At 67.0% G+C, this 24454-nt stretch carries 19 protein-coding genes; 12 read left to right on the forward strand and 7 right to left on the reverse strand.

The window, feature by feature from the left end; all coding sequences use genetic code 11:
• The first annotated feature begins 83 nt into the window (after positions 1-83).
• From BZG29_RS14820 to BZG29_RS14850, 7 genes are all read left to right on the forward strand, one after another.
• The gene (locus tag BZG29_RS14820; RefSeq protein ID WP_253192582.1) at positions 84-2168 is read left to right on the forward strand and encodes a glycosyltransferase; all 2085 of its coding nucleotides are present in this window, start codon (positions 84-86) and stop codon (positions 2166-2168) included.
• A 15-nt stretch (positions 2169-2183) separates the two neighbouring features.
• A complete protein-coding gene (locus BZG29_RS14825) occupies positions 2184-3656 on the forward strand; it encodes a lipopolysaccharide biosynthesis protein (RefSeq protein WP_077404177.1) in 1473 nt (490 codons plus the stop codon).
• Between the two features lie 2 nt (positions 3657-3658).
• Positions 3659-4732 carry a glycosyltransferase family 4 protein gene (locus tag BZG29_RS14830; RefSeq protein WP_253192583.1) on the forward strand — a complete coding sequence of 358 codons (1074 nt, stop codon included), beginning with the start codon at positions 3659-3661 and terminating at the stop codon, positions 4730-4732.
• The gene (locus BZG29_RS14835) at positions 4722-6293 is read left to right on the forward strand and encodes an MBOAT family O-acyltransferase (RefSeq protein WP_077404180.1); all 1572 of its coding nucleotides are present in this window, start codon (positions 4722-4724) and stop codon (positions 6291-6293) included. The genes BZG29_RS14830 and BZG29_RS14835 overlap by 11 nt, the downstream gene beginning before the upstream one ends.
• Before the next feature lie 2 nt (positions 6294-6295).
• Positions 6296-7486: a hypothetical protein gene (locus BZG29_RS14840; protein ID WP_077404183.1), complete on the forward strand. Its 1191-nt coding sequence runs from the start codon at positions 6296-6298 to the stop codon at positions 7484-7486.
• 41 nt (positions 7487-7527) lie between these two features.
• The gene (locus BZG29_RS14845; protein ID WP_077409114.1) at positions 7528-8721 is read left to right on the forward strand and encodes a hypothetical protein; all 1194 of its coding nucleotides are present in this window, start codon (positions 7528-7530) and stop codon (positions 8719-8721) included.
• Between the two features lie 87 nt (positions 8722-8808).
• A complete protein-coding gene (locus tag BZG29_RS14850) occupies positions 8809-9813 on the forward strand; it encodes a 2-hydroxyacid dehydrogenase (protein WP_077404186.1) in 1005 nt (334 codons plus the stop codon).
• Here the strand turns inward: BZG29_RS14850 and BZG29_RS14855 are convergent.
• Complete coding sequence (locus BZG29_RS14855) at positions 9802-10164, reverse strand: TfoX/Sxy family protein (RefSeq protein ID WP_077404189.1); 363 nt, start codon at positions 10162-10164, stop codon at positions 9802-9804. The genes BZG29_RS14850 and BZG29_RS14855 overlap by 12 nt on opposite strands.
• Positions 10165-10262: 98 nt before the next feature.
• Here BZG29_RS14855 and BZG29_RS14860 point away from each other — a divergent pair, with 98 nt between their 5' ends.
• The 5 genes from BZG29_RS14860 to BZG29_RS14880 all read left to right on the forward strand — a co-directional run bounded on the left by BZG29_RS14860 (position 10263) and on the right by BZG29_RS14880 (position 14542).
• Positions 10263-10496, forward strand: coding sequence for a hypothetical protein (locus tag BZG29_RS14860; protein ID WP_077404192.1), 234 nt, complete (start codon positions 10263-10265; stop codon positions 10494-10496).
• Positions 10493-10963, forward strand: coding sequence for a MepB family protein (locus tag BZG29_RS14865; protein WP_077404195.1), 471 nt, complete (start codon positions 10493-10495; stop codon positions 10961-10963). The genes BZG29_RS14860 and BZG29_RS14865 overlap by 4 nt, the downstream gene beginning before the upstream one ends.
• 52 nt (positions 10964-11015) lie before the next feature.
• The gene (locus tag BZG29_RS14870; protein WP_077404198.1) at positions 11016-11462 is read left to right on the forward strand and encodes a hypothetical protein; all 447 of its coding nucleotides are present in this window, start codon (positions 11016-11018) and stop codon (positions 11460-11462) included.
• Between the two features lie 486 nt (positions 11463-11948).
• The gene (locus BZG29_RS14875; RefSeq protein ID WP_150130919.1) at positions 11949-12593 is read left to right on the forward strand and encodes a hypothetical protein; all 645 of its coding nucleotides are present in this window, start codon (positions 11949-11951) and stop codon (positions 12591-12593) included.
• 275 nt (positions 12594-12868) lie between these two features.
• Positions 12869-14542 carry a serine hydrolase gene (locus BZG29_RS14880; RefSeq protein ID WP_171985023.1) on the forward strand — a complete coding sequence of 558 codons (1674 nt, stop codon included), beginning with the start codon at positions 12869-12871 and terminating at the stop codon, positions 14540-14542.
• 144 nt (positions 14543-14686) lie between these two features.
• Here the strand turns inward: BZG29_RS14880 and BZG29_RS14885 are convergent, their stop codons facing one another.
• From BZG29_RS14885 to BZG29_RS14910, 6 genes are read right to left on the reverse strand one after another with little or no spacing between them, the layout of a single operon-like run.
• Positions 14687-17125 (reverse strand): glycosyltransferase, encoded by a 2439-nt coding sequence (locus BZG29_RS14885; protein ID WP_077404208.1) that lies wholly within the window; start codon positions 17123-17125, stop codon positions 14687-14689.
• On the reverse strand, positions 17122-18360 hold the full coding sequence (locus BZG29_RS14890; protein WP_077404211.1) for a TIGR04063 family PEP-CTERM/XrtA system glycosyltransferase: 1239 nt from the start codon (positions 18358-18360) through the stop codon (positions 17122-17124). Before BZG29_RS14890 ends, BZG29_RS14885 begins: the two co-directional genes overlap by 4 nt.
• A gap of 3 nt (positions 18361-18363) precedes the next feature.
• The gene (locus tag BZG29_RS14895; protein ID WP_253192584.1) at positions 18364-20349 is read right to left on the reverse strand and encodes an XrtA/PEP-CTERM system amidotransferase; all 1986 of its coding nucleotides are present in this window, start codon (positions 20347-20349) and stop codon (positions 18364-18366) included.
• Positions 20350-20359: 10 nt separating this feature from the next.
• Positions 20360-21562, reverse strand: a complete 1203-nt coding sequence (locus BZG29_RS14900; protein ID WP_077404214.1) for a TIGR03088 family PEP-CTERM/XrtA system glycosyltransferase — start codon at positions 21560-21562, stop codon at positions 20360-20362.
• Positions 21552-23150 carry an exosortase A gene (xrtA, locus tag BZG29_RS14905; RefSeq protein WP_077404216.1) on the reverse strand — a complete coding sequence of 533 codons (1599 nt, stop codon included), beginning with the start codon at positions 23148-23150 and terminating at the stop codon, positions 21552-21554. Before xrtA ends, BZG29_RS14900 begins: the two co-directional genes overlap by 11 nt.
• Entirely contained in the window at positions 23147-24442 is a 1296-nt protein-coding gene (locus tag BZG29_RS14910; protein ID WP_077404219.1) for a TIGR03087 family PEP-CTERM/XrtA system glycosyltransferase, read from the reverse strand. Before BZG29_RS14910 ends, xrtA begins: the two co-directional genes overlap by 4 nt.
• Between the last annotated feature and the right edge of the window lie 12 nt (positions 24443-24454).

The raw sequence follows: 24454 nt of genomic DNA on the forward strand, positions 1-24454 counted from the left end.
GCTCAGTACACTGGTTCAATACCGCCCGGCGTTGTTGAAACTGCCAATCAGTTTTGTCATGGTAAGACCAAGGAGGCATGTCCTTGTTGACCGTTCTCATGGCGACCTACAATGGCGCCGGCACCTTGCCCCAGGTATTGCACGCCTACATGGGCTTGCGAGCGCCCGTGGGCGGCTGGCGCCTCGTCATCGCCGACAATGGCAGCACCGACGCCACGGCCCGGGTGATCGCCGCCTTTCGCGGCCGCTTGCCCTTGAGCTATATCTACGTGGCGCGGCGCGGCCGCAGTCCCGCCCTGAACGGCGCCGTCGAACACGCCTTGCGCCTGGGCGGCGATGGCGGCGAGCTGTTCGTCTTCGGCGACGACGACGCCATGCCCGCATCCGACTGGCTGTGCCGCCTGCAGGACAGCGCGCGCGCCCACCCCGGCTACGCCCTGTTCGGCGGCGCCATCGTGCCCGCCTGGCGCGAACAACCGGCCGACTGGCTGCTGCGCCTGACCCCCGTCGGCTTGACGTGGGGCATCACCAGCGCCGACCTGCGCGACGCCCCCATCTATCCTGGCCTCGTCTGGGGCGCCAACATGGCGATACGCCGCCGCATCTTCGAGGCGGGCGCCCGCTATGACGAAAGCATCGGCCCGCAGGGCGCCAATTACGCCATGGGCAGCGAAACCCGGCTCAACCTGGAGATGCATGCGGCCGGCAACCCATCGTGGTTCTGTCCGCGGGCGCAAGTGGCGCACATCATCCGCGTCCCGCAAGTGCAGCGCGCCTGGATACTGCGCCGCGCCATGCTGTTCGGCCGGGGCCAATGCCGGCTGGCGACCTTCGCCCCCAGCGTGGAGTTATTCGGCGTGCCGCGCTGGATGCTGGGCAGATATGCGCGCGATACCCTGGGCGCCGTGCGGGCCTGGCTGCGGCGTGACCACGCCGACCTGTTCCTGCGCCAATGGGAACGGGCCTGGCTGCGCGGTTTCTTCCATGAAGCGTGGCGGGGGCGGCGCAAACGCTTGCCGCGCATCGTCATCAGCAGCTATTCGGGCGAGCTGGGCGGCATGGAGCTGCGCATGGCGCAAGAGGCGAAGATGCTGGGCGCGAACGGCTATGACAGCGTGCTGGCGCTGCGGCGCTTTCCCGGTTTTACTGCCTGGGCGCAAGGCTTGCGCGCGCAGCAGCTGCAGGTGCAAGTGTATGAGCCGCCCTTGTTTCTCGAACACTGGGCCTGGCGGCGCTGGAACTGGCTGCGCGCCAGGGTCACGGGCGCGTGGCGGCTGCGGCGGCTGCGGCCCGACATCGTCCACGTGGCGTTTTGCTGGACCAGCTATGGCGCTTCCATCCTGTGGCTGGCCCGGCAATGCCGGCTGCCGGCCGTGATCAGCGTGCACAATGCGTTTCCCCTGGAGCCGTTCAGCGACTGGCAGCGGCCCCGGCTGCAGGAAGCGTTTCGCGCCGTCAAGGGCGTGTATGCCGTATCGGCCTCGTCCATGCGGCATTTCCTCGACCTGTACCGCGATATGCTGGCGCCGGAAACGCGGCTGGCGGTGATACCCAACGGCGTCGATACGGAGACGTTCATCGTCTCGCCGGAACGGAGAATGCTGGCGCGCAAGCAGCTGGGGCTGCCGCCGGAGGCGCTCGTGCTCGGCTGCGTGGCGCGGCTTTCCGCACAGAAGCGCCCGCAAGCGCTGCTGGCCCTGTTCGCCCGCCTGGCGCCGCAGTTTCCCAATTTATATTTAGTACTCGTGGGCACGGGGCCGCTGGATGCCATGCTGCGGCTGCAGGCGCAACAGACTGGCTTGCAGGATAGAGTCGTGTTTGCCGGCTTCCGGCAGCGCGTCGAATTGCTGATGCCGGCCTTCGACCTGCATGTGCTGCTGAGCAAGAACGAAGGTTTCGGCATCGCCACCATCGAAGCCATGGCGTGCGGCGTGCCGGCCGTGGGGACGGATGTGCCGGGCACCCACGATATCCTGCACGACAGCGCCGGCGGCTTGCTGCTGCCGCTGGACGACGAGCACGCCGCCTGCGCGGCCGTGGCGCAGCTTTTGGCCGATGCGCCGCAGCGCGCCCGCATGGGACGGCTGGCGCGCGAAGAAACCGTGCAGCGCTATTCGATGCCGCGCCTGGAACGCCAGCTACGGCAGTTCTATGCCGGCCTCGTGTAGGCGCCGGTCACGGCGATGAATGCCACCCGCCATTCGTTTTTCTTTTCCTTCGCCGAAAAATACACGGTGCTGTTGCTGGGCATCATCGCCACCATGGTGCTGTCGCGCCTGCTGACGCCGGCCGAGGTGGGCGTGTATTCGCTGGGTGCCGTGCTGGTGGCCCTGGCGCAAGTGGTGCGCGACTTTGGCGTGGGGCAATACCTGATCCAGGAAAAGCAGCTCGATGCCGTGAAATTGCGCGCCGCGCTGGCCACCAGCCTGCTCGTCGCCTGGCTGCTGGCCGGCGTGGTGCTGCTGGCCAGCGCGCCGCTCGCGCAATTCTATGGCGAACCCCGGCTGACCCTCGTGCTGCGCCTGCTGGCCATCAATTTTGTCCTGATTCCGTTCAGCGCGCTGACCTTGCCGATGCTGCGCCGGCAACTGCGCTTTCGCGCCATCTACGCCATCAACGCGGCCAATAGCGCGGTCAACCTGCTGGTGGCCGTGCTGCTGGCGCTGCAGGGCTGCAGTTACATGAGCATGGTGTGGGCGGCGCTGGCCGGTTCCTGCGCGTCGCTGCTGGTGAGCCTGCTGGTGCGTCCGAAGGAGCTGCCGTGGCTGCCGGGACGGCGCGGCATGGGCGCCATCGGCCGTTTCGGCGCGTATGCGACGGGGGGCGGGCTCGTCGACGAGGCGGGCGTGGCGGCGCCGGACCTGATCATCGGCAAGCTGATCGGCATTGAAAGCCTGGCCCTGTTCGGCAAGGCGCAAAGCGTGCTCAATATCTTTAACCAGGCCATCACCAGCGCCATTTCTCCCGTGGTGTTTCCCCTGTTCGCGGCGCGTGCCCGCGGGGAAGGGGGGCAGGGCGGGGCGGAACTCGTGTATCTGCGCACGATCAGCTACATGACGGCGCTGGCCTGGCCGTTTTTTCTCTTTCTCGCCTGCATGGCTTTGCCCCTGGTCAAGGTGTTGTACGGCACGCAATGGCTAGGCTGTGTGCCCTTGATCCGCATCATGTGCCTGTCCTCGGCCGTGTATAGCATGTTCAGCATGGCCCGCTACCTGTTCGTGGCGACGGGCCAGCTGCAGGCGCAAGTGCGGCTCGATGCCTGCGCCGGCGGCATCAAGGTGGCGCTGCTGCTGGCCGCGGCGCCGTTCGGCCTGGTGGCCGTGGCCTGGGCCGTGGTACTCAGCAATGTGCTGCGCAGCTGGCTGAACTACGGCTGTCTGCGGCGCTTGAGCGCCCTGGACTGGCGCATCCTGGCGCGGGCCTTGCGCAAGAGCCTGCTGCTCTGCGGCGTCAGTGGCGTCGCGCCCGTCGCTGCGCTGCTGTGGCTGCCCGTGGAAACGCCGGCGCTGCTGGCGCTGACGGGCACAGCGCTCGTCACCTTGCTGTGCTGGCTGGCGGGGATTTTCCTGTTGCAGCATGAGCTGGCCGGAGAATTTTTGTTATTGCAACGCAAGCTGGCGGGACGCTGGCTGGCAGTCAAATGGACGAAAGGATGACCATGCGTGTCGGTATCTTGTCCTACCCGATGCTGTTCCAGCGCGACGGCGGCTTGCAGATCCAGGTACGCGAAACCATTGCCGCGCTGAACCGGCTGCCCCAGCTGCCGGCGCGTCCCCTGGCCGTGCAGCTGGTCGACGCCAACCATCAGCGGCTGGCCGATTTCGACGTGCTGCACGTGTTTTCGGCGAGCAATGGCACCTACCGCATCATGGAAATGGCCAGCGAGCAAGGCGTGCCCGTGGTGCTGTCGCCGCTGCTGTCGCCGGGCTGGGGCCGGGCCAGCGCCTGGCGCGCGCGGCTGGCCGACCGGCTGGCGGGGCGATTGACGGAATGGATGGTGCAGACGAGCTATGCGCAAACGCGGCGCGCCCTGCAGCTGGCCGACGTGGTGGTCGCCCTGGGCGACGCCGAGCGCGACGCCATCGTGCACGGTTTCGGCATGCCGGCGGACGCCATCCGCGTCTTGCCGAACGGGATCAACCCGCATTTCTTCACGGCCAATGGCGACCTGTTCCTGCGCGAGACAGGCATCGCCGGGCCGTTCGTGCTGATGGTGGGCAGCATTTCGCCGTATAAAAACCAGCTGGGACTGGCCCAGGCGCTGGCGGGCGCTGGCTGGCCCCTGGTGCTGATCGGCGCCGCGCCGCGCGAACAGCAGGCGTATCTGCAGCAATTGCTGGACTTGCCGCACGTCAGCTGGCTGGGCGCGCTCGACCACGCCGACCCGCTGCTGGCCAGCGCCTACCATGCGGCGGCCGTGGCGGCCTTGCCCAGCCAGGGCGAAGTGTTTCCCTTGAGCGTGCTCGAAGCGCTGGCGGCCGGCACGCCCGTCGTCATGACGGCGCAAAGTGCGCTGGACTTGCCCGATTCCGCGTTTGCGCTGCGCAAGGTGCGCTGGGACGATGGCGCCGCGCAGCGCCAGGCCATCCTCGATTTGCTGGCGCTGCCCCCCGCGCGCGCCCGCGTGCAAGCCCTGGTGGAGCGGTTTACGTGGGAACGGGTGGCGGCGCAGATCGCCGAGTGTTATTACCAGGCGCAGTCGCTGCCTGCCAGGAGGCAACATGCTGTTTAATTCCTTCGCCTTCCTGTTCGGCTATCTGCCCATCGTGCTGGCCGGCTATTTTCTGCTGGACCGCTGGGCCACCGCCGGGGCATCCGCCAGCTGGCGCCGCCTGGCGCCGGCCGCCTGGCTGGCCGGCGCATCGTTGTTCTTCTATGCCTGGTGGGACGTGCGCTATTTGCCGCTGCTGCTGGCGTCCATCTGCGTCAATTACGGCGCCGGGCGCCTGATCGGCGCCCACGCAGGCGCGGCCCGCAAGCGCGTGCTGCTGGCGGCGCTGGCCCTGAACCTGGGGCTGCTCGCCTACTATAAATATGCAAATTTCTTCATCGACAGCGTGAATGCCGTCGTCGGGCTTGCTGGTGCTGGCGCTGGCAGCCTGCCGTGGTCCGGCCTCGACATCATCCTGCCGATCGGCATCTCGTTCTTTACCTTCACGCAAATCGCTTTCCTCGTCGATTGCTACCGGGGCGAGGTGCGCGAATACCGCTTCATTCATTACGTGCTGTTCGTCAGTTACTTTCCGCACCTGATCGCCGGGCCCGTGCTGCACCACCGCGACATGATGCCGCAGTTCGCCGACCCGGCCAACGCCCATCCGCGCGCGGCCAATTTCGCCATCGGCCTGTCGATTTTTACCATTGGCCTGGCAAAAAAGGTGCTGATCGCCGACAACCTGTCGCCGCTGGCCATGCCCGTCTTCGCGGCCGGCGCCACGCCCACCCTGATCGAAGCGTGGATCGGCGTGCTGGCCTACACCTTCCAGCTGTATTTCGACTTTTCCGGCTATTCCGACATGGCCATCGGCCTGTCGCGCCTGTTCGGCGTGAAATTGCCGCTGAACTTCAATTCGCCGTACAAGGCCGCCAATATCGCCGACTTCTGGCGCCGCTGGCACATGACCTTGTCGCGTTTCCTGCGCGATTATCTATATATTCCGCTGGGCGGCAGCCGGCGCGGCGAAGCGATGCGCTACCGCAACCTGATGCTGACCATGCTGCTGGGCGGCCTGTGGCACGGCGCCGGCTGGACCTTCGTCATCTGGGGCGGCTTGCACGGCCTGTACCTGGTGCTGCAGCAGGCGTGGCAGCGGGTCTTCGGCGCGGCGCGGGCGTACCGCTGGCTGCGCTGGTGGCCGGGCGTATTGACCTTTCTCGCCGTCATGCTGGCCTGGATCTTTTTCCGCGCGCCCGATGTGGCCACGGCCTGGGATATCGCGGGCGCGCTGGCGGGCGCGAACGGCGTGAGCCTGCCGCGCGGCCTGGCCAGCCATGGGGCCAGCCTGGCGCAGTGGGGCCTGCATCCCGCGTTCGACGGCATCCGCTGGATCGAACTGGCGGGACCGGGCTTGCCCGTGCTGCTGGCGGCGATGTTGCTGGCCTTCAAGGCGCCGAATACGCAAGAAATATTCTTTCTTTACGAGCCTGCCATTGAAAGAATCTTTCAGCCCGCGGGGCGCTGGGCCTTCAGCTGGCGCCCCACGCGCCGCTGGAGCGTGGGCTTTGCCGCGCTGTTCATCGCCTGCATCTTCGGCATGAACCGGGTCACCGAGTTTCTCTACTTCCAGTTCTGAGCATGGATACCGCCGCCCGCCATTACCTTACCGGCTTTTTCGCCTGCGTCTGCCTGGTGCTGGGCGCCGTCTCGTTGCTCAATTACCAGGTCGACCCCTATCTGCTGCACCAGTGGGACAGCCCCTTGCTGCAGCGCCCGCGCCAGCTCAATGAAAAGCTCGGCGCCTGGGCCAAGACTTACGCCGTGGCGCGCTACCGGCCGGCCGTCATCTACATCGGCAATTCGCGCACGGAACTGGGCTTGCCGACGGGCGTGCGCGCCTTGTTCGACGGCAAGAGCGTCTTCAACAGCGCCGTGTCCGGCGCCTCGATCGGCGACGCCATCCGCCTGGCCGAGCATGCAGCCAGGGTCAGCCGCGTCGAGACCATGGTGTGGGGCGTCGACGCGCCCACTTTTTCCCTGGACATGGGCGCGGCGCGGGTGGAAGACAGCCTGACGGGCGCCGAACACGGCTTTTTCGCCCGGCGCGCCCTCGTCAACCTGAAGCGCGGCCTGACCCTGGACATGACGGAGGACAGCGTGCGCATCCTCACCGGCAAGGCCGGCGACGTCTGCCGCTCCAACCTGGCCCTGTACGGGCAGCGCGACGAGACGTGCACCCGCAAGGGCATGCGGCACTGGCTGGGAACGAAGGATGCGATACCCGTGCGGCTGCAGGAATTCGGCGACGGACTGGGGCCGACGCGGCCCTCGACACTGGCGCTCGACGCCAGCATCGGCAAGCTGTGCCGGAGCAGCCTGCGCCTGCGCCTGTACATCAACCCCACGCACGCGCTGACCTTGTACGCGCTGCACTGGCGCGGCAAGTGGGATGCCATGCAAGCCTGGCAGCGGGGCCTGGTGCAGCTCGTCGAACGCCACCGCCTGCACGGCTGCGACGTGCGCCTGCATGATTTTTCCGGCTTTAACAGCATCACGACGGAAGCGACCCCGCTCGTCAGCGGCAAGCCCGACATGCACTATTACTGGGAAGTGTCGCATTACCGGGACAATGTGGGCCGTTTGATCCTGGCGCGCCTGTTCGGCGGCGACACGCCGCCGCCGGCTGATTTCGGCGTGGAGCTGACGCAGGCCAACGTCGACGACCACCAGGAGGCCATGCGCGCGGCGCGCGACCGCTATGGCGTGGAACACGCGCGCGAGGCGGCCTATGCGCGGCGGGTGCTGGACGGGCCGCTGATCCGGCGCTGAACCCCATTTTTCTACTCATATTGCTACTTCCCGTGCTGACCATGGATACCACCGCCCGCCGCTACCTCGCCATCTTCTTCGCCTGCGTGCTGGCCGCGCTGGCCCTCGTGTCCGCCGTCAATTACCGCGTCGATCCGTATCTGCTGCACCAGTGGGACAGCCCGCTGCTGCAGCGATTGCGGCCGACGACCGAAAAGCTCAGCGTGTGGGGCAAGACGTATGCCGTGGCGCGCTACCGGCCGGCCGTCGTCTACATCGGCAATTCGCGCACGGAAATGGGCTTGCCGACGCATCGCGTGCGCACCTTGTTCGAAGGCAAGAGCGTCTTCAACAGCGCCGTGTCGGGCGCCTCCATCGGCGAAGCCATGCGCCTGGCCGAGCATGCGGCCAGGGTCAGCCATGTCGACACCATGGTGTGGGGCATCGACGCGCCTTCGTTCTCGCTGGAACTGGGGTCGGCCGGCGTGGAACCGGGCCTGACGGACCCCGGCCCCGCGTTTTTCGCGCGGCGCGCCTTGCTCAACATCAAGCGCGGCCTGACTGTCGACATGACGCGCGACACCTGGCGCATCCTCAGCGGCAGCTATGACGGCGTCTGCCTGTCCAGCCTGGCCCTGCACGGCCAGCGCGACGAATCCTGCCTCACCAGCCGCAACCGTACCTGGACCGGCACGGCGCGCGCTTTCACGCCGCGCCTGCAGGAATTCAGCGATGGCCTGGGCCCCACGGCGCCCGCGCTGCAAGCCTTCGATGCGAGCGTCGGGAAACTGTGCCGCGGCGGCACGCGCTTGCGCCTGTACATCAATCCCACGCACGCGCTCACGCTCGACGCCCTGTACTGGCGCGGCAAGTGGGCCGCCATGGAAGCGTGGCAGCGCGACCTGGCGCAGTTGGCCGAACGCTACCGGCGCCAGGGCTGCGACGTGCGCCTGTACGATTTTTCCGGCTTCAACAGCATCACCAGCGAGCCGATCCCGCAAGTGACGGGTGCGCGCGAAATGCGTTATTACTGGGAAGCGTCGCACTACCGCGACAATGTGGGCCGCATGATCCTGGCGCGCCTGTTCGGCGGCCCGGAGCCGCCGCCGGCGGACTTCGGCGTGGAGCTGACGCAGGCCAGCGTCGACGCCCATCAGGCGGCCATGCGCGCCGCGCGCGAGCGCTACCACGCGCAGCACGTCGAGGAAACGGCCTACCTGCGCCACGCGCTGACCTTGCCCCGCGAACCCAAATAGGGGGCGATTGGAACCAGGCGTACGGCGCGGGGCAGGGCGCTTGCGCTATGATAATGTTTTGCCATCCAGCAAGTTCCAGGACTCCCCATGAAAATCGCCTTCTTTGCCAGCCAGCCCTACGACCGCCGTTTCTTCGACGAAGCCTTGCCGGCCCAGCCCGATTCCGCCGGCATCGAACTGGTCTACCACAGCGCCTTGCTGAGCCAGGAAACCGTGGTCCTGGCGCAAGGGGCCGACGCCGTGTGCGTCTTCGTCAACGACGTGCTCGACGCGCCCGTGCTGGAAGCCCTGCGCGGCTACGGCGTGCGCGCCATCCTGCTGCGCTGCGCCGGCTACAACAACCTCGACCTGGAAGCGGCCAAACGCCTGGGCCTGTTCGTCGCGCGCGTGCCCGCGTATTCGCCGGAAGCCGTGGCCGAATACACGCTGGCCCTCGTGCAGACCCTGAACCGCCATACGCACCGCGCCTACGCTCGCGTGCGCGAGGGCAATTTCTCGCTGGACGGCTTGCTGGGCGCCACCTTGCACGGCAAGACGGTGGGCATCGTCGGCACGGGCAAGATCGGCCTGGCGACGGCGCGCATCTTTAAAGGTTTCGGCTGCACGGTGCTGGGCCACGACCCGTATCCGGCGCCCGCGTTCGCGCAGCTGGGCACGATGGTGGAGCTGCCGCGGCTGCTGGCCGAGTCCGACATCGTCTCGCTGCATTGCCCGCTGATGGACAGCACGCGCCACATGATCAGCGAAGATACATTACCGCTGATGAAGAAGGGCGCCATGCTGGTAAATACGTCGCGCGGCGGCCTGATCGACACGGGCGCCGTCATCGAGGCGCTCAAGTCGCGCCAGCTGGGCTCCCTGGCCATCGACGTGTACGAGCAGGAAAGCAATCTGTTTTTCCAGGACCGCTCGTCCGACATCATCGACGACGACATCTTCCAGCGATTGATGACCTTCCCGAACGTGCTGGTGACGGGCCACCAGGGCTTCTTCACCATCGAAGCGCTGCGCGAGATCGCCGCCATCACGTATCACAACCTGGCGTGCTTCCGTGAAGGCAAGGCGTGCGAGAACAGCGTCTTAAGCAGCTGATGCCGGTTTTTTCGGCTTGGGCGGCGGCTTGGGTTTCGGCAGCGGCAAGGCGTCCGCCGTACGCCGCGCCAGCTGGCTCAGCCAGTCGCGTTCGTCCCACAGCCCCCCGTCGATGAGGAAATACGGCTTGGCTTGCGGGTAGGGCGGCGCTTCCTGCAGCGTGCCTTGTGCGCTGATCCAGGCGCGGCCCGCGTCCGTCGGCTTGATGAACAGCTGGTCGTCGGCGACGATGGCGAACATCTTGCCGTCGCAATACAGGCCATACTCCCCAAACATTTTTTTTGCGCTGATGCCGCCCGCGCCCGCCAGTTGGTCGAGCAAAAAATCCACCGTGCCTTGCTGTGATGCCATGTCGTCCTCCGTGTGAAAGAGCAGTGTAGCGCACTGGCCAGGATGGGCCGCTGCGGCTACACTATCGCCATTATTTATTTTGCACTATCTATTTTGTCATGACATCCGAGCATATTATTCACCGCGGCATCCGCATCGCCACCCTGGCCGCCGGCGATGCCATCGAATCCCATTGCGCACCGGGCCAGACGGCCATCCGCGAGCAGGGCGACGGCTGGTGGCTGTACTTTGTCGACGACGATGGCAAGGTCGACGGCTATGACCGCCCGTTCGCCAGCCATGCCGAAGCGCTGTGGGCGGCCAAGGCCGCAGCCGAGTTCAGCGCGCAATGAAGGCCAGTCCCTGGGCTTTCCTGGGCTTGCCGCAAGCCCCCGTGCCGGAAGCGGAAAGCGCGGAATACGGCGCCTGCCGCGCCGAACTGCACGGCAGGCGGCTGGTCCTGCGCGTGGCGAAAACCACGCCGACGAAAACCGGCCAGTTCGTCACCGTCTGGAAGCGCCCCCATCCCGACGCCGACATCGCCCCGCTGGACGAAGCGGACTCCGTCGATGTCGTCATCATCGCCGTGGCCGACGACGGCGGCGCGCGGCACGGCTTTTTCATTTTCCCGCGCAGCGTGCTGATCGAGCGCGGCGTGATGTCGCGCGCCGCCCAGGGCGGCAAGCGCGCGCTGCGCGTGTATCCGCCGTGGTGCGCGCCTGAATCGATCCAGGCACAGCGCACGCAGCGCTGGCAGGCGGCGTGGTTTGTGACGGCGGGGGATCAGCCTGGGCTGGCAAAGCTGCTGGACATCGCCTGACGTTTCCGGCCTGGGGGCAGATATACATGCTGAACAACATGGGAAAGCGGGAATGAAGTCCTTTTTTGATGGAAAAATTTATCTGACGCTTTTTGCCGTGTTCGCGATCTTCGTTCTTTCCCAGCTGGGGCGCAATGACACGCCCAAGCGCGGTCCCGACGTCATGCAGTTCATCGAGAGCGACCTGGCCGAAGTGCTGCAGAACGGCGGCAATGTGATCGACCGGACTAGCCGGGTGCAGCTGCATAGTGTGGTCTATTCGGTGCGCTTCAGGGACGAGGGCTGGAGCGCTGCGCTGCGCGACAGGAATATCGCCACCTTGCGCAGGCTGGACTGGACGCAGCGTGCACCGGCCGTGCTGTGCAAGATGGGCGCGCAGGCGACCATCGGGGAAGGTGAGAGCATGTATCGTGGCCAGGGCACGAATAGCATCAATTTCGACTATGGCGCGAAGACCGTCAGGGCGTGCGCGGCGCCGGCCCCATCGTCGAGTTACTAGCGCTTTGGGGCGGCTCCAGTATCCGGTGCGGGATCGCGTCGGGATGGCAGCGTTGATATCGCAGTAACGGAAAAACCTGATAAAGTCTCAGTATCAATGGTCGATGACCCTTCTGGCGATGGCAGCAAAATTGACTTTTACAATACGGAGTTCAAGAGCTTTCAAGCAAGCTTCTTTCGTTATAAGAACGGCACACCGATGCCATTTGAACTTTCTACTACCTCAGCCAGTTTCAAGCTACCCTGCGGTTTGAAAGTAGGGCAGTCTGAAACGAAAGTTAGAGCTACCCTTGGGGAACCCACATACGTACAGTCGGGGGATTGGGTTTATGCCACAGGTGGAGAGCAAAACGGTGAAGTAACTTTTACTTTTAAACGAGAGAAATTATCACGGGTCGCTTGGAAATACGACTCACACTAGGTAGTAATCAGCCGAGGCTATAGGAAGCTAAAGTGGGAGCGGACCGGATCTAAAAGGCCAAGTTTAATGTGGAATTTTTTTAAGCGTAAAAATACGCCAGAATTGCCTATCACGCCTCAGATTGTGGCGCAGGTTGAAGTTGAGATAAGTCAAAATAGGTCTGCAGAAAGAAATAAAATATCCTTCTTGTGCGCTGAAAAAATTCTTGAGTGTTTTGAAAACTCCCAGGGACTTCTTACACCTGACAGCGAGAGTGAACTCGACTCGCCGCGGGTGCGCCAACAACTCTATAAAATTCTGCTGGAGCGGCCACTCGCGCCATACTCCACGCTAATTCGACAAGTCTTCGAGAAGGAAGTGCAGTATAGAATTGCGCTTTGGGAGGGGGCAATAAAAGATGATGGTGATTCTTACGAAGGAATTTATCGTTGTGCCTTCTTGCTTTATCGCCTCGGCAGCACAAGCGATATCCATAGCCTTTGGGTAGCAAAGCATATAAATATGGATGTCGGAACATCAATGGGCGTGGAATTTTTTATTGGGGCGGGATTTCAAGCGACAGTTTCATATTTGGCTGAATCGAACTTGCAGGATGCGGATGAAATATCCTCTTACGTAGCCGACTGGTTCGATCAGGACGATTCAGAAAAATGGCAAAAGCACTGGGAGCTAAGTATGGTGCAGAATATTTCAAGTACCGGCGATTCGTGAAGGCCCACAACGGCGCAGAACCTGCCAACGGCGGCAAGCAGCCGGAATTCGGCACGCCAGCAAACGCGGGCCGCCACTCATCCGGGAAAATGACCGTCCATGACTGATATTTGACCGCCTGTCGCAATGCTGCATGGCGGCGGGGCGCGCTGACGTATCGTCAACTTTTCCTTCCTGGCATCCGTCCATCACCGTTGAAAGAATCGTTCATGCGAGTTCATTCCTTGGCAGTAATCGTTACCCTGTTGTTTGCAAGTGGCGCCCGGGCGGACGCATTGGACGACATCGTCAAGGCCGAAATGCAGATGCGGCAAATCCCCGGACTGTCGCTGGCCGTCATCGAGAACGGCAAGATTGTCAGGGCGCAAGGGTACGGTGTCACGGAAAAGGGCGGCAAGACGCCGGTCGGTCCGCACACACTGTTCCAGGCCGGTTCGGTCAGCAAGCCGGTAGCCGCGCTGGGGGCGCTGCACCTGGTAGAGCAGGGCAAGCTTGGCCTTGACGAAGACGTCAATCCCCGGCTGCTCACGTGGAAGCTGCCGGACAGCGCCTTGACGGCCGAACAGAAGGTGACCTTGCGCAGGCTGCTCAGCCACAACGCGGGGCTGACCGTGCACGGCTTCCCCGGCTACGCCGGCAATGCGCCGCTGCCCACCGTGGTCCAGGTGCTGAACGGCGAGCAACCGGCGAATACCGCGCCCATCCGCGTTGACATCGTTCCAGGCAGCAAGGTGCGTTACTCCGGTGGCGGCTATACCGTCATGCAACAAATGGTGGCCGACGTGAGCGGCCAGGCGTATCCCGACTACATGCGTGACGCGGTCCTCACGCCCTTGGGCATGCAGGAGAGCTCCTATCTGCAGCCGCCGCCAGCCGAGCGCGCGCGCCTGAATGCCAGCGGCCACCTTGCCGACCGCAGCCTGGTGGCGGGACGCTGGCATGTGTATCCGGAAATGGCGGCGGCCGGTTTATGGACCAACGCGTCGGACCTGGCGCGCTTCGCCATCGGCGTGCAGCAATCCCTGGCGGGCACGTCCAACCCGGTCATCTCGGCAGCCTTGACGCAACAGATGCTGACCCCGCAAATAGAGAACGCGGGCCTGGGCGTCTTCCTGCACGGCAGCGGCAGCGCGCAACGCTTCTCGCACGGCGGGCGTGACGAAGGCTTCGATACCTTGTTGACGGCATTTTCCCGCACGGGCCAGGGCGCCGTGATCATGATTAACGCGAATGACAATTCCCGCATGATGGACCGCCTGACCGCCGCCATCGGCCGCGCCTATCACTGGCCGGATGCCGATTACACCGTGTTGCGCAAGCACCCCGTCATCAAGATCGATGCCAGGGCGCTCGGCCGCTACACGGGCCGCTACGAGTTGGCGAACAACACGATAGGCACCTTCGATATGCAGGGTGGCCGGCTGCGCAGCATTTACGATGGCTTGCCCGACGAAACTTTCGTGCCTGCCGGCGCGCACCGTTTCCATTCGACGTCGCGCAATTGCGAACTGGCGTTCGTCGTCGATGCACAAGGAGAGGTGACTGACGTTATCGTGACGACCAAGGACAAAGCCAGCACGGCGCCGCGCATCGGCCCGCTGATGCACACTTTGAAAGCGCGCACCGACCCCCAGCCTGCGCGTACCCGGAGTGTGCAGGCCTTGCTTTCCGACATAGCGCGTGGCGGCAGCGCCCTGGCCAATTCGGATTTTGCGACACCTGGCATCAAGAACAACTTTGGCACGCAGGCGATTGGCGAACTCGTCAATGTTAAGTCGCTCACTTTTTTGCACGAGCAAGCTGTCGCTGGCCGCGCGATCGAGCGGCATGGCAGCAAGGTGGACAGCGTCCTGGCCTTCCACGTCAGCGGCATCCAGCCGGAGCGCACGCTGCTGGCTTACCTGACGGCGGATGGTTTGTTTGCCGATTTCGATCTGGTGGACGACTGAACGCCCGGCGTGCCAAGACACGCCGACGATGCGCTGTGGTTCGAGAAGCGCTTGAACACGGAGCTGGAGCTGTAGGCCGTAGAACTGGACCGGCATGGCCGCCTGGTGAACAGGAAATATATGATATCGCTGCAAGTGGCCTGGCTAGGCGACTTTGCTGAGCACATAGCGGTACTTGCCCGACGCCTCCGCCGCGATTTCGTCGACTTCCTCGATATTGACCTCCACTTGCGCGCCCAGCCTGGCCTGGAAGCCTCTGACGATGGTGTTGCGCGTGGCGTCGTCCAGGCGCGGCTGGCAGACCAGCAGCACGCGCGTGCGCAGCAGGGTTTCCTGGATGATTTTAAAGCTGCGCACCTGCGGCAGTTCGCGCACGATGTAGACGAGGGCCAGGCCGTGCATGACGGTGCCGTCCACGGCGGTGAGGAAATCCGTGCTGCGGCCTTCGATTTTCTGCAGCAGGGGCAGGCCGCGGCCGCAGGCGCACGGCTGCGTGCCCAGCGCGCCCACGTCGCCGGTGGCGTAGCGGATGAACGGGTAGTCTTGCGTGGCCAGGTGGGTGACGACGATGTCGCCCGTGACTCCCGGCGGCAGCGGCTGTCCCTGGCCATCAAGGATTTCCACGATCACGTCTTCGGCCGTGATGTGCATGCCGCCGTCCGGGCATTCGTGGGCGATGAAGCCCGCGTCGCGCCCGCCGTAGCCGTTGGCCACGGGGCAGCCGAAGGCGGCGGCGATCTGCGCGCGCTGCTCGTCGTACAGGCGTTCGGCCGTGACGAAGGCCACTTTCACGCCCAGGCCGTCGAGCGGCAGGTCGCGCGCGCCGGCGTGGCTGGCGATGCGGCACAGGGCAGACGGGTAGCCGAACAGCATGCGCGGACGCCAGCGGCGCAACTGCCGCACGTAGCCGTCGAGGCGGTCGGGCGACATGGCAAACGCGGGCAGCAGGGTGGTGCGCAGCAGCGCGTCGCGCAGGCGGCGCACGCGGTCTTGCGCATGCAGCTCGATGGGCGAACCCCACAACACGGCTTCGCGGTCGCCGATGTCGACGCCCCACCAGCGCGTGGCGCGCCACTTGGCGGCGATGTCGTGGCTGACCCTGCGCCGTCCCAGGAAAAACTGCAGCGGCTCGCCGCTGGAGCCGCCCGTGGCGAACGGGCGCAAGTCCACGGCGCGGGCGGACTTGAAACTGTCGCGCGCGGCCGCGATGTCGCGCTTGCGCAGCAGCGGCAGGCGCGCCAGATCGGCCAGCTGTCGCACCTGTTCCGGGTCGAAGCCGCTGCGGGCGAACAGGGCGCGGTAATGCGGCACGTGCGCGCCCGCGTGGCGCAGCAGCGCGCGCAGGCGCGCCAGCTGCCACGCTTCCAGCTGCTGCGCGCTCCACCACTGCGAGCGTTCCAGGCGGCGCAGCAGGCGCGCGCTGTGGTGGCCCTTCAACCATTCGTGCAGGGGAAACAGCCAGCGGGCGACGCAGCGCGTGTAGGCGCCGGGGCGCGGCGCGGCGCGGATGCGGCGGTAATGGGCGGCCAGCCGGGGCGCGATGCCGGGCCAGCCGAAGGTGGCGGCATGCGCCAGGCCCGCGTCTGCCATGGCCCGCGCGCGGGGCGGGTCGCGCAGCAGCGCCACGATGGCCTGCGCCATGGCGGCCGGCTCGCCGGGCGGCACCAGCAGCGCCGTTACGCCATCGTGCAGCAGGGCGGGGATGCCGCCCACGTTGGTGCTGACGACCGGCACGCCGCAAGCCAGCGCTTCGAGCACGGAATTGGGCATGTTGTCGGCCAGGCTGGGATTGAGGACGATGTCGCTGGCCTGGTACAGGGCCGGCATGGCGGCGTTGTCGACGGGGCCGGCGAAGCGCACGGCATCCAGAACGCCGAGCGACCTGGCCAGGCGCGCCAGCGCCGCGCGCTGCGGCCCGCCGCCGGCCAGCACCAGGCGCGCCGTGGGATAGCTTAGTCGCACGAGGGCGAAGGCGCGCACGGCGCTGGCATTGTCGTACAGGCTTTCCAGGTGGCGCGCCACGAGGATGCACGGGCCATCGGCCGATGCTGGCGCGGCACGTGCGGCGTGGGTAAAACGCTGCAAGTCCACCACGTTCGGCACGATGTGGGCCGTATGGCCATGGCGCTCGAAGACGCCGGCCAGGTAGGCCGAGGGCACGACGATGGCGCTGGCGCGGCGCAGGCTGAAGGCCACCAGGCGCGGCGAGCGGGCGAAAAAGGCGGCCGCTTCGCCGCCGCGGTAATTGAGCAGGGCCGGCTTGCCTTTCAGGCTGGCGATCCATAGCGCTGGCGCGGCCTGCAAATGCCAGGACCAGCCGGAATTGGCCATGATGTGGAACAGGTCGACCGTATTGGCGGCGCGCCACAGGCGCCACAGGTGCACGGGCAGGCGCAGCGCGGCGCGCAGGTAGCGGATGCGCGCCAGCCAGGCTGGCAGCACGGGGCCGTTGACGGCCAGCAGCTGCACTTGCGCGCCGTCCTCGCGCAGCTTGCGCGCCAGTTGCGCCGTCTGATTCGCCATGCCGCCGGCCGGCGGCGGCAGCGGGCCGACCAGCGCGATGCGCAAGCCGGTGAAGATCATGGCATGACTCCGGCCGCATTCAGCGCCATGCGGGCCGCCGCCACGCGCGCATACACGGGCGCATAGCGGCCCACGCTGGCGTCCCAGCTGCGCTCCGTCTCGACGAAGGCGCGCGCCTGGCGCCGCAGTGCCGGCCAGCTGGCGGGCGCCAGCAGCAGCTCCAGTATGGCGTGCGCCAGCGCGTTGGCGTCGCCGGCGCGAAACAGCATGCCCGTCTTGCCATGCTCGAGCAGTTCGCGGTGGCCGCCCACGTCGGACGCCACCACGAGGCGGCCCTGGGCCATCGCCTCTAGCGGTTTCAAGGGCGTTACCAGCTCCGTCAGGCGCATCGGCAGGCGCGGGTACACGCAGATGTCGATCAACTGATAATACGTGGCCACCTGCGCATGCGGCACCCTGCCGGCGAAGACCACGGCGTGGGCGATGCCCAATTGGGCCGCCAGCGCGTGCAGCGCCGCTTCCTGCGGGCCGCCGCCGGCCAGCAGCAGCCGCAACGCCGGCTGCGCCGCCAGCAGGCGCGGCATGGCGCGCAGCAGCAGGGCCAGTCCCTCGTAGGCGTAAAACGAGCCGATGAAGCCGATCGTCAGGTGGCCATGCAGGCCCAGCTTGTGCGCCAGCCAGTGGTCTTCGGCGGCGGTGGCGCTGAAGGCGGCCGCATCGACGGCGTTCGGGATGACGGTGATCTTATGCGCGGGCACGCCGCGCGCGCACAGCTCGCGCCGCAAGCCGTCGCAGATGGTGGTGACGGCGTCGGCGCGGCGCAGCGCGTAGGTTTCCAGCGCGCGCGTGAGCCGGTAGCGCAGGCCGCCGGGCCGGCTGCTGCCATGGTCGGCGGCCGCGTCTTCCCATAAGGCGCGCACTTCATACACGACGGGGATGCCCAGCGCGCGGCCCGCGTTGAGGGCGGCGATGGCGTTCAGGGCGGGCGAATGCGCGTGCAGGATGTCGGGCTTGAGCCGCCGCGCAAGCCGGCGCAGGCGCACGGCCAGGCCGGCGATGACGGCCACCTGCCGCAGCACGGGCAGGCGCGCCCACCAGCGCGCATCGGGCGCCGTGCGGTAGAAATGCCAGCCGTCGACCAGCTGCTGCGCGCCATCCGTCGGCCCTTGCTTGGCACTGGTGAGCTGCATCGTGTGCCAGCCCAGCGCGCGCTGCTGCCGCAGGATGGCCAGGGTGCGGAAGGTGTAGCCGCTGTGCAGGGGCAGCGAGTGGTCGAGGATGTGCAGGATGCGCATGGATTAGCCTGGGACGGATGTTGTGGTCAGTCCCTGCGGGAGCGGAATACGGCCCATTGGGCCATATTCCCCCAACGGGTCTGACCCCTTTGTAACCTGCCGCAGGAACGCTTCGAACATCAGCAGCGCCCACAGGGGCGCGCTGTAGTCGCGCCGCCCGCTCGCATGCTGTTCCAGCAGCAGACGCACGTAGTCCATGTCGAACAGGCCGCATTGCGCCAGCGTGGGGCCCAGCAGCCGCTGCTGCAGGCGCTGGCGCAGCGGGCCGCGCAGCCAGTCGGCCAGCGGCACGGAAAAGCCCATCTTCTGGCGGTACAGCAGGGCGTCGGGCAGCAGCGGGCGCAGGGCTTTTTTCAGCAAATACTTGCCTTCGCCGCGCCGCAGCTTCCATTGCGGCGGCAGGCCGGACATCCACGCCACCAGTTCATGGTCGAGCAGGGGCGAGCGCACTTCCAGCGCATGCGCCATGCTGGCCCGGTCGACTTTCGTGAGGATGTCGCCGGGCAGGTAGGTTTTCAAGTCCAGGTACTGCACCTGCGACAGCGGGTCTTGCGCGGGACTGGCCAGCGCGTGGCGGCGCAGCACTTCCACGGCGCGGTAGCCGTGCAGGCTGCGCCGCATCTCGGGGCTGAACAGGCGCGCGCGCATGGCGTCGCCCAGCAGGCTGACGCCGTGAAAATACGCGTCCGTCGTGTCGCGCGCCAGTCCCTCGAACGTGGTCTTGGCGCGCAGGAAGCGCGGCGCCCAGTCGGCCTTCGGGTACAGCCGCCCCAGGGTGCCGAACAGCGACTGGCGCAAGCCGGCCGGCAGCAGCGGGTCCATGGCCTTGCGCACTTTTTCTTCGCGCGTGTGCAGGCGGTAGCGCCGGTAGCCGGCCAGGCTTTCATCGCCGCCGTCGCCCGACAGGGCCACCGTGACGCGCTGGCGCGCCAGCTGGCAGACGCGGTAGGTGGGCATGGCGGAACTGTCGGCGAACGGCTCGTCGTACAGGTTGGCCAGCAGGTCGATCAGCTCGAAGTCGTCTTGCTCGACCTGGCGCGCGTGGTGCGCCGTGGCGTAGCGGCGCGCCACCAGGTCGGCGTAGCGCGCCTCGTTGTACGCCGGGTCGCCGAACGAGATGGAGCAGGTGTTGACGGGCGTGCTGCTGGCCCCCGCCATCAGCGCCACGACGGCGCTCGAATCGACGCCGCCCGACAAGAAGGCGCCCAGCGGCACTTCGGCCACCATGCGGATGCGCACCGCTTCGCGCAGGCGCGCCAGCAGCTCGTCGGCCGCCTGCGCTTCGCTGGCGGGCGGGTTCGGCGTGAACGGGATGTCCCAGTACGACTGCGGCGCGGGAAGCGGCTGGCCGGCGCGAATCGACAGGGTATGCCCGGGCGGCAGCTTGCGCGCGTGCTGGAAGATGCTGCGCGGCTCGGGCACGTAGCCGTAGGCGAAATACTCTTCCACGGCCAGCGGGTCGAGCGCGCGCGGCATGGCCGGATGCGCGAGCAGGGCCTTGAGTTCGGAGCCGAACAGCAGGGTGCCGTCGTCCGCCTCGCCGTAATACAGGGGTTTGACGCCCAGGCGGTCGCGCGCCAGGAACAGCAGGTGGCGCCGGCGGTCCCACAGGGCGAAGGCGAACATGCCGCGCAGGCGCTGCACGCATTGCTCTCCCCACTGTTCCCAGGCGTGGACGATGACTTCCGTGTCGCTGCTGGTGCGGAAGGTGTGGCCGAACTGGCGCAGTTCGGCCATCAGGCTGCGATAGTTGTAGATTTCGCCATTGAAGACGATGGCGATGCTGCGGTCGGCGTTGAACAGCGGCTGCTGGCCGCTGGCCAGGTCGATCACGGACAGGCGCCGGTGCGCCAGTCCCAGTCCCGGCTCGCGGTGCAAGCCCCCTTCGTCCGGCCCCCGGTGGCGCAGGCTGTGGTTCATGCGCGCCAGCAGCAGCACGTCGATGTCGCGCTGGCCCTGCAAATCAAAGATGCCGCTGATGCCGCACATGGGAGGCCTTTCAGGGATAGGTGGACAGGGGAGAGGGCTGGCGCGCGCCCGTCAGGCGGTCGTACACGGCCAGGTAGGCGCCGGCCATGGCGGGCAGGCTGTGCTCGGCCAGCACCTGGCGCCGCCCGCGCGCGCCGTGGCGCGGACCGAGTTCCGGCATGCTGTAGTAGTCGAGCATGGCGTCGGCCAGCATCTCGGGCGACCCGGGCGGCACCAGGGTGCCGCTCCAGCCCGACTGCACCAGTTCCGCATTGCCGCCCACCTGCGTGGCGACGACGGGCAGCCCCGTCGCCATCGCTTCGAGGATGGTGTTCGAACTGCCTTCGGCCAGCGACGGCAGCACGAACAGGTCCATGGCGCGCAGCAGCTGCGCCACGTCGTCGCGCGCGCCGGGCAGCCAGGCAAGGTGCGCCACGCCGGACTGGCGCAGCAAGTCCAGGCACGCCTGGCGGCACGGCCCGTCGCCGACGATGATCAGGCGCAGGCGCGCGCGGGCGCCCGGCTGCGCCAGCAACAGTAAAAAGGCATGCACCAGCGAGGCGTGGTCCTTGACGGGGGCCATGCGGCCCACGCTGCCGATGACGAAGGCGCCGTTGCACAGGAAGCCGGGCGGGCCCACGGCGGCCGGCGGGCCCAGGCGCGGATGGAATTGCACGCTGTCGACGCCATTGCCGATGTGCGACACCTGCGCGGGCGCCGCGCCGATGGCGTCCACCAGCCATTGCCCCAGGTCGGCGCTGACGGCGATGAAGTGCTGCACCAGCGGCAGCATGCATTTGCGCAGCAGCCGGTATTTGCGGCGGGTGCCGTGCAAGTCGCTCATGTCGCGCCCGTGTTCGCCATGCACGCGCAGGCGCACGCCGGCCAGGCAGGCCAGCAGTTGCGCCTCGAGGCAGCCCAGGTTGCGCGTGTGCACCAGCGTCGGGCGCAGCTGTTTCAGCACGCGGTACAGGTGCAGGTAGTGGCGCCAGTCCTTGCCCTCGCGCTTGTCCAGGCTGATGATGTCGACACCCGGCGTGGTCAGGCGCTGGCGAAACGCGGTGGCGTTTTTCAGGCAGACGATGGCGTGCCGGTAGCGCTCCGGCGGCAAATGGTTGATCAGGTTCACCAGGCCGTTTTCCAGCCCGCCCACGTCGAGCTGGTGGATCACGTGCACGATCAGCGGGGCCGTGCTGGCCGCCGGCGCGCGGCCCGTCTCGGTGTCAAGGGCCATGCGGCAGCTCCTGCAGGCGTTGTTCGATGACGGGCAGCGCCGCCCGCAGGAAGGCTTGCAGGTGCGCGCGCGGCGGCGGCGCCAGCTCGTCGTAGGCGGCAAAGACGATGAGGTCGGCGCCATCCTGGCGCCTGCCCAGCAGCTTGGCTTGCGCCAGCAGCAGCTTCACCAGCACGGGCCGGGCCGTGACGACGCCGCCCTGGCGGTAGACGCGCCACACCAGCAGGCGCTCGCCGCCGTGGGCCAGCACGCTTTCGCGCACGTCGAGGGCGCCGCCGGACAAGCCGACCTGCCGTACGCGCTGCGCCAGGGCCGTCCAGCGCGCGCCGTAGGGCGACGATTGGTGCGTCAGCAATTCGGCATCGCGCGCCTGGCGCGCATACCAGTGCAGCTGCAGCCCCACCGGCGCGCCGTCGCCGTCCTGGCGCGCGTACGTGGCGGCAAACAGCGCGGGCTTGCCCGCATACGGCGCTTGCCAGCTGATACTCCCCGGTGCCGCATCGTGCAGGCGGCGCCAGGCGGGCGGATCGGGCAAGGCCAGCACGATGGCGGGCAGCGCGGCGCCGTCGTCGCGGTGGCTGGCCAGCGCCAATGCAGGCCACAGCGCCGCCAGCAGCAGGCAGGCGGCGCTGGCGCGCAGGGTGGCGCCGGGGCGGGCGGGCGGGGTTGCCAAGGCGGGTGGCAAGGTCGGTGACAAAGTGGGGGGCAACGTCGGCGCCAGCGGCAGTTCGCGCCAGCGCGCGGCCAGCCAGAACAGCAGCAGCGCCACCAGGCCGAAGAACAGCCAGCCGTAGATCAGGTGGTCGACGCCCACGGCCAAGCGCATGTTGCTCAGGTGGCCCAGCATCACGATCAGGTAGGCGCGCACGCCATTGGCGAGGATGGGCACGAGCAGCGCGGCGGCCATGACGGCCAGGCGCCGCCGCGTGCTGTGGAAGTGGACATGCGCGAACAGGGCGCCCAGGGCCAGCGCGGCGATCAGGTAGCGCAAGCCGCTGCACGCTTCCACCACCGACCAGTTGCCCGTGGGCAGAGAAAAATTGCTGCCATCGCGGAACACGGGCACGCCCGTCCATTGCAGCGCGGTGACGGTGAAGGCGGCCGTGAAGTCGATCAGCGGTTCGAGGAAGACTTCGCCAAACGGCACGGCGAGAAACAGATACGCGAGGGGAAAAGCCAGCAGGCGCACGGCCGGCCAGCCGAGGATGGCCAGCACGCAGGCGGGCAGCATGGCCGTGGCCGCATATTGTTCCACCACGGGCACGTTGGCGGCGTCGGCCAGCAGCCAGGCCAGGCCCAGCGCACCGAGCAGCAGCAAGCCCGGCCGCGACGGCCGGGGCGTCAGCGCGGCCAGGCGCGCGCGCTGGCGCCAGGCCAGCCAGCAACTGATGGGCACGATCAAGAAGCCGTGCGCGAAGGTCTGCGAGCGCGACCATAATTCCAGCATCGACCAGAAGGTGGCGTGGTACAGCAGCACGACGGCGGCCAGGGCCAGCAGCAGGAGCTGCAAGGCATGTCGCTGGCCATGCCCGTCCGGCCGGACGGCCGCATCCGGCAAGCAGGCCACCGGGTCGAGTTGCACGCTCATGTGGAGGGTTCCCGCACGGGCAGCACAGGCGCGGCGGCGCCGCCGGCAGGCGTATTCGAACCGGCCTCGGCCGATATGCCCAGCATGGCGCCCAGGCCGCGCAGGTTGCGCTCCCAGTCGTAATCCTGCAAGACCAGCTGGCGCGCCGCCGCGCCCATGGCCGCGCCGCTCGCTTCGGCCGCGCCATCCTGGGCATGGCGCAGCACGCGCGCGGCATGGTGGATGAATTCGGCGTCGTCGCGCGCCAGCAGCAGTTCCAGGCCCGGCTGGGCGGCGATGCCTTCCAGCGCCTGCGGCGTGGCCAGCACGATCTTGCCCATCGCCATCGCTTCCAGCACCTTGTTTTGCACGCCGCGGGCGATGCGCAGGGGCGCCACGGCCAGGGCCGCGCCCGCCAGGTAGGGCCGGATGTCGGGCACCTTGCCCGTCACCACCACGCCGGCCACCCTGGCCAGCGCCGTCACGGCGGACACGGGCGCGCTGCCGACGATATAAAACTGCAACCGGGGAAACTCGCGCCGCAGGGCGGGCCAGACGTGGCGCACGAACCATTGCACGGCGTCGATGTTCGGCCAGTAATCCATGGCGCCCGTAAACACCAGCGCCTGCACGCCGGCCGGATACACGCCGGACTGGGCTTGCATGGGCGTGAAATACGCCGTGTCGACGCCGTTGTTAAAATAGCCCGTCTTGCGCCGCGCCATCGGCGCGCACTGGCGGAACAGGGCCGCTTCGGCCGGCGAGACGAAGCTGGCGGCCGTGAATTGCTGGGCGATATGGCGCTCGTACTGCAGCAGCAGCTGCGCTTCGCGCCGGTACAGCAGCGACATGGGCCAGGGTTTGCTGTCGCCGTACTGGCGCCACTTGTCGGAATCGACGTCGACGAAATCGATCACGCGGTGCAGGGCGCGGCCCGCGCTGCCGTCGATGTATTGCGCCATGGGCCCGGAAAAGGCCAGCGCATGGCGCACCTTGCCGCCGGACAGCAAGCCGTCGACCCATTGCAGCAGCCGCGCATCGCGGTAATAGTGCACGCTCATCGCTTGCCGCGACAGCAGCGCCTGCATGGCGCGCCAGCGGGCCGTGCCGCGCTGCAAGCCGATGAAGCGCGTGCTGGCGCACAGGGCGGCCACGCTTTTGGCGTGCCGCCAGTCGTCGTCATCGTCGATGAAGCAGCCCAGGTGCACGCGGAAATGCCGGCTCAGGTATTGCAGCATGTGCCACGAACGTATCTTGTCGCCCTTGTTGGGCGGATACGGCAGGCGGTGGGCGAGGAAGAGCAGTTCGCGCATGGTATGTCCCCT

Source organism: Janthinobacterium sp. LM6 (assembly GCF_002002885.1).
Taxonomy (GTDB): domain Bacteria; phylum Pseudomonadota; class Gammaproteobacteria; order Burkholderiales; family Burkholderiaceae_D; genus Janthinobacterium; species Janthinobacterium kumbetense.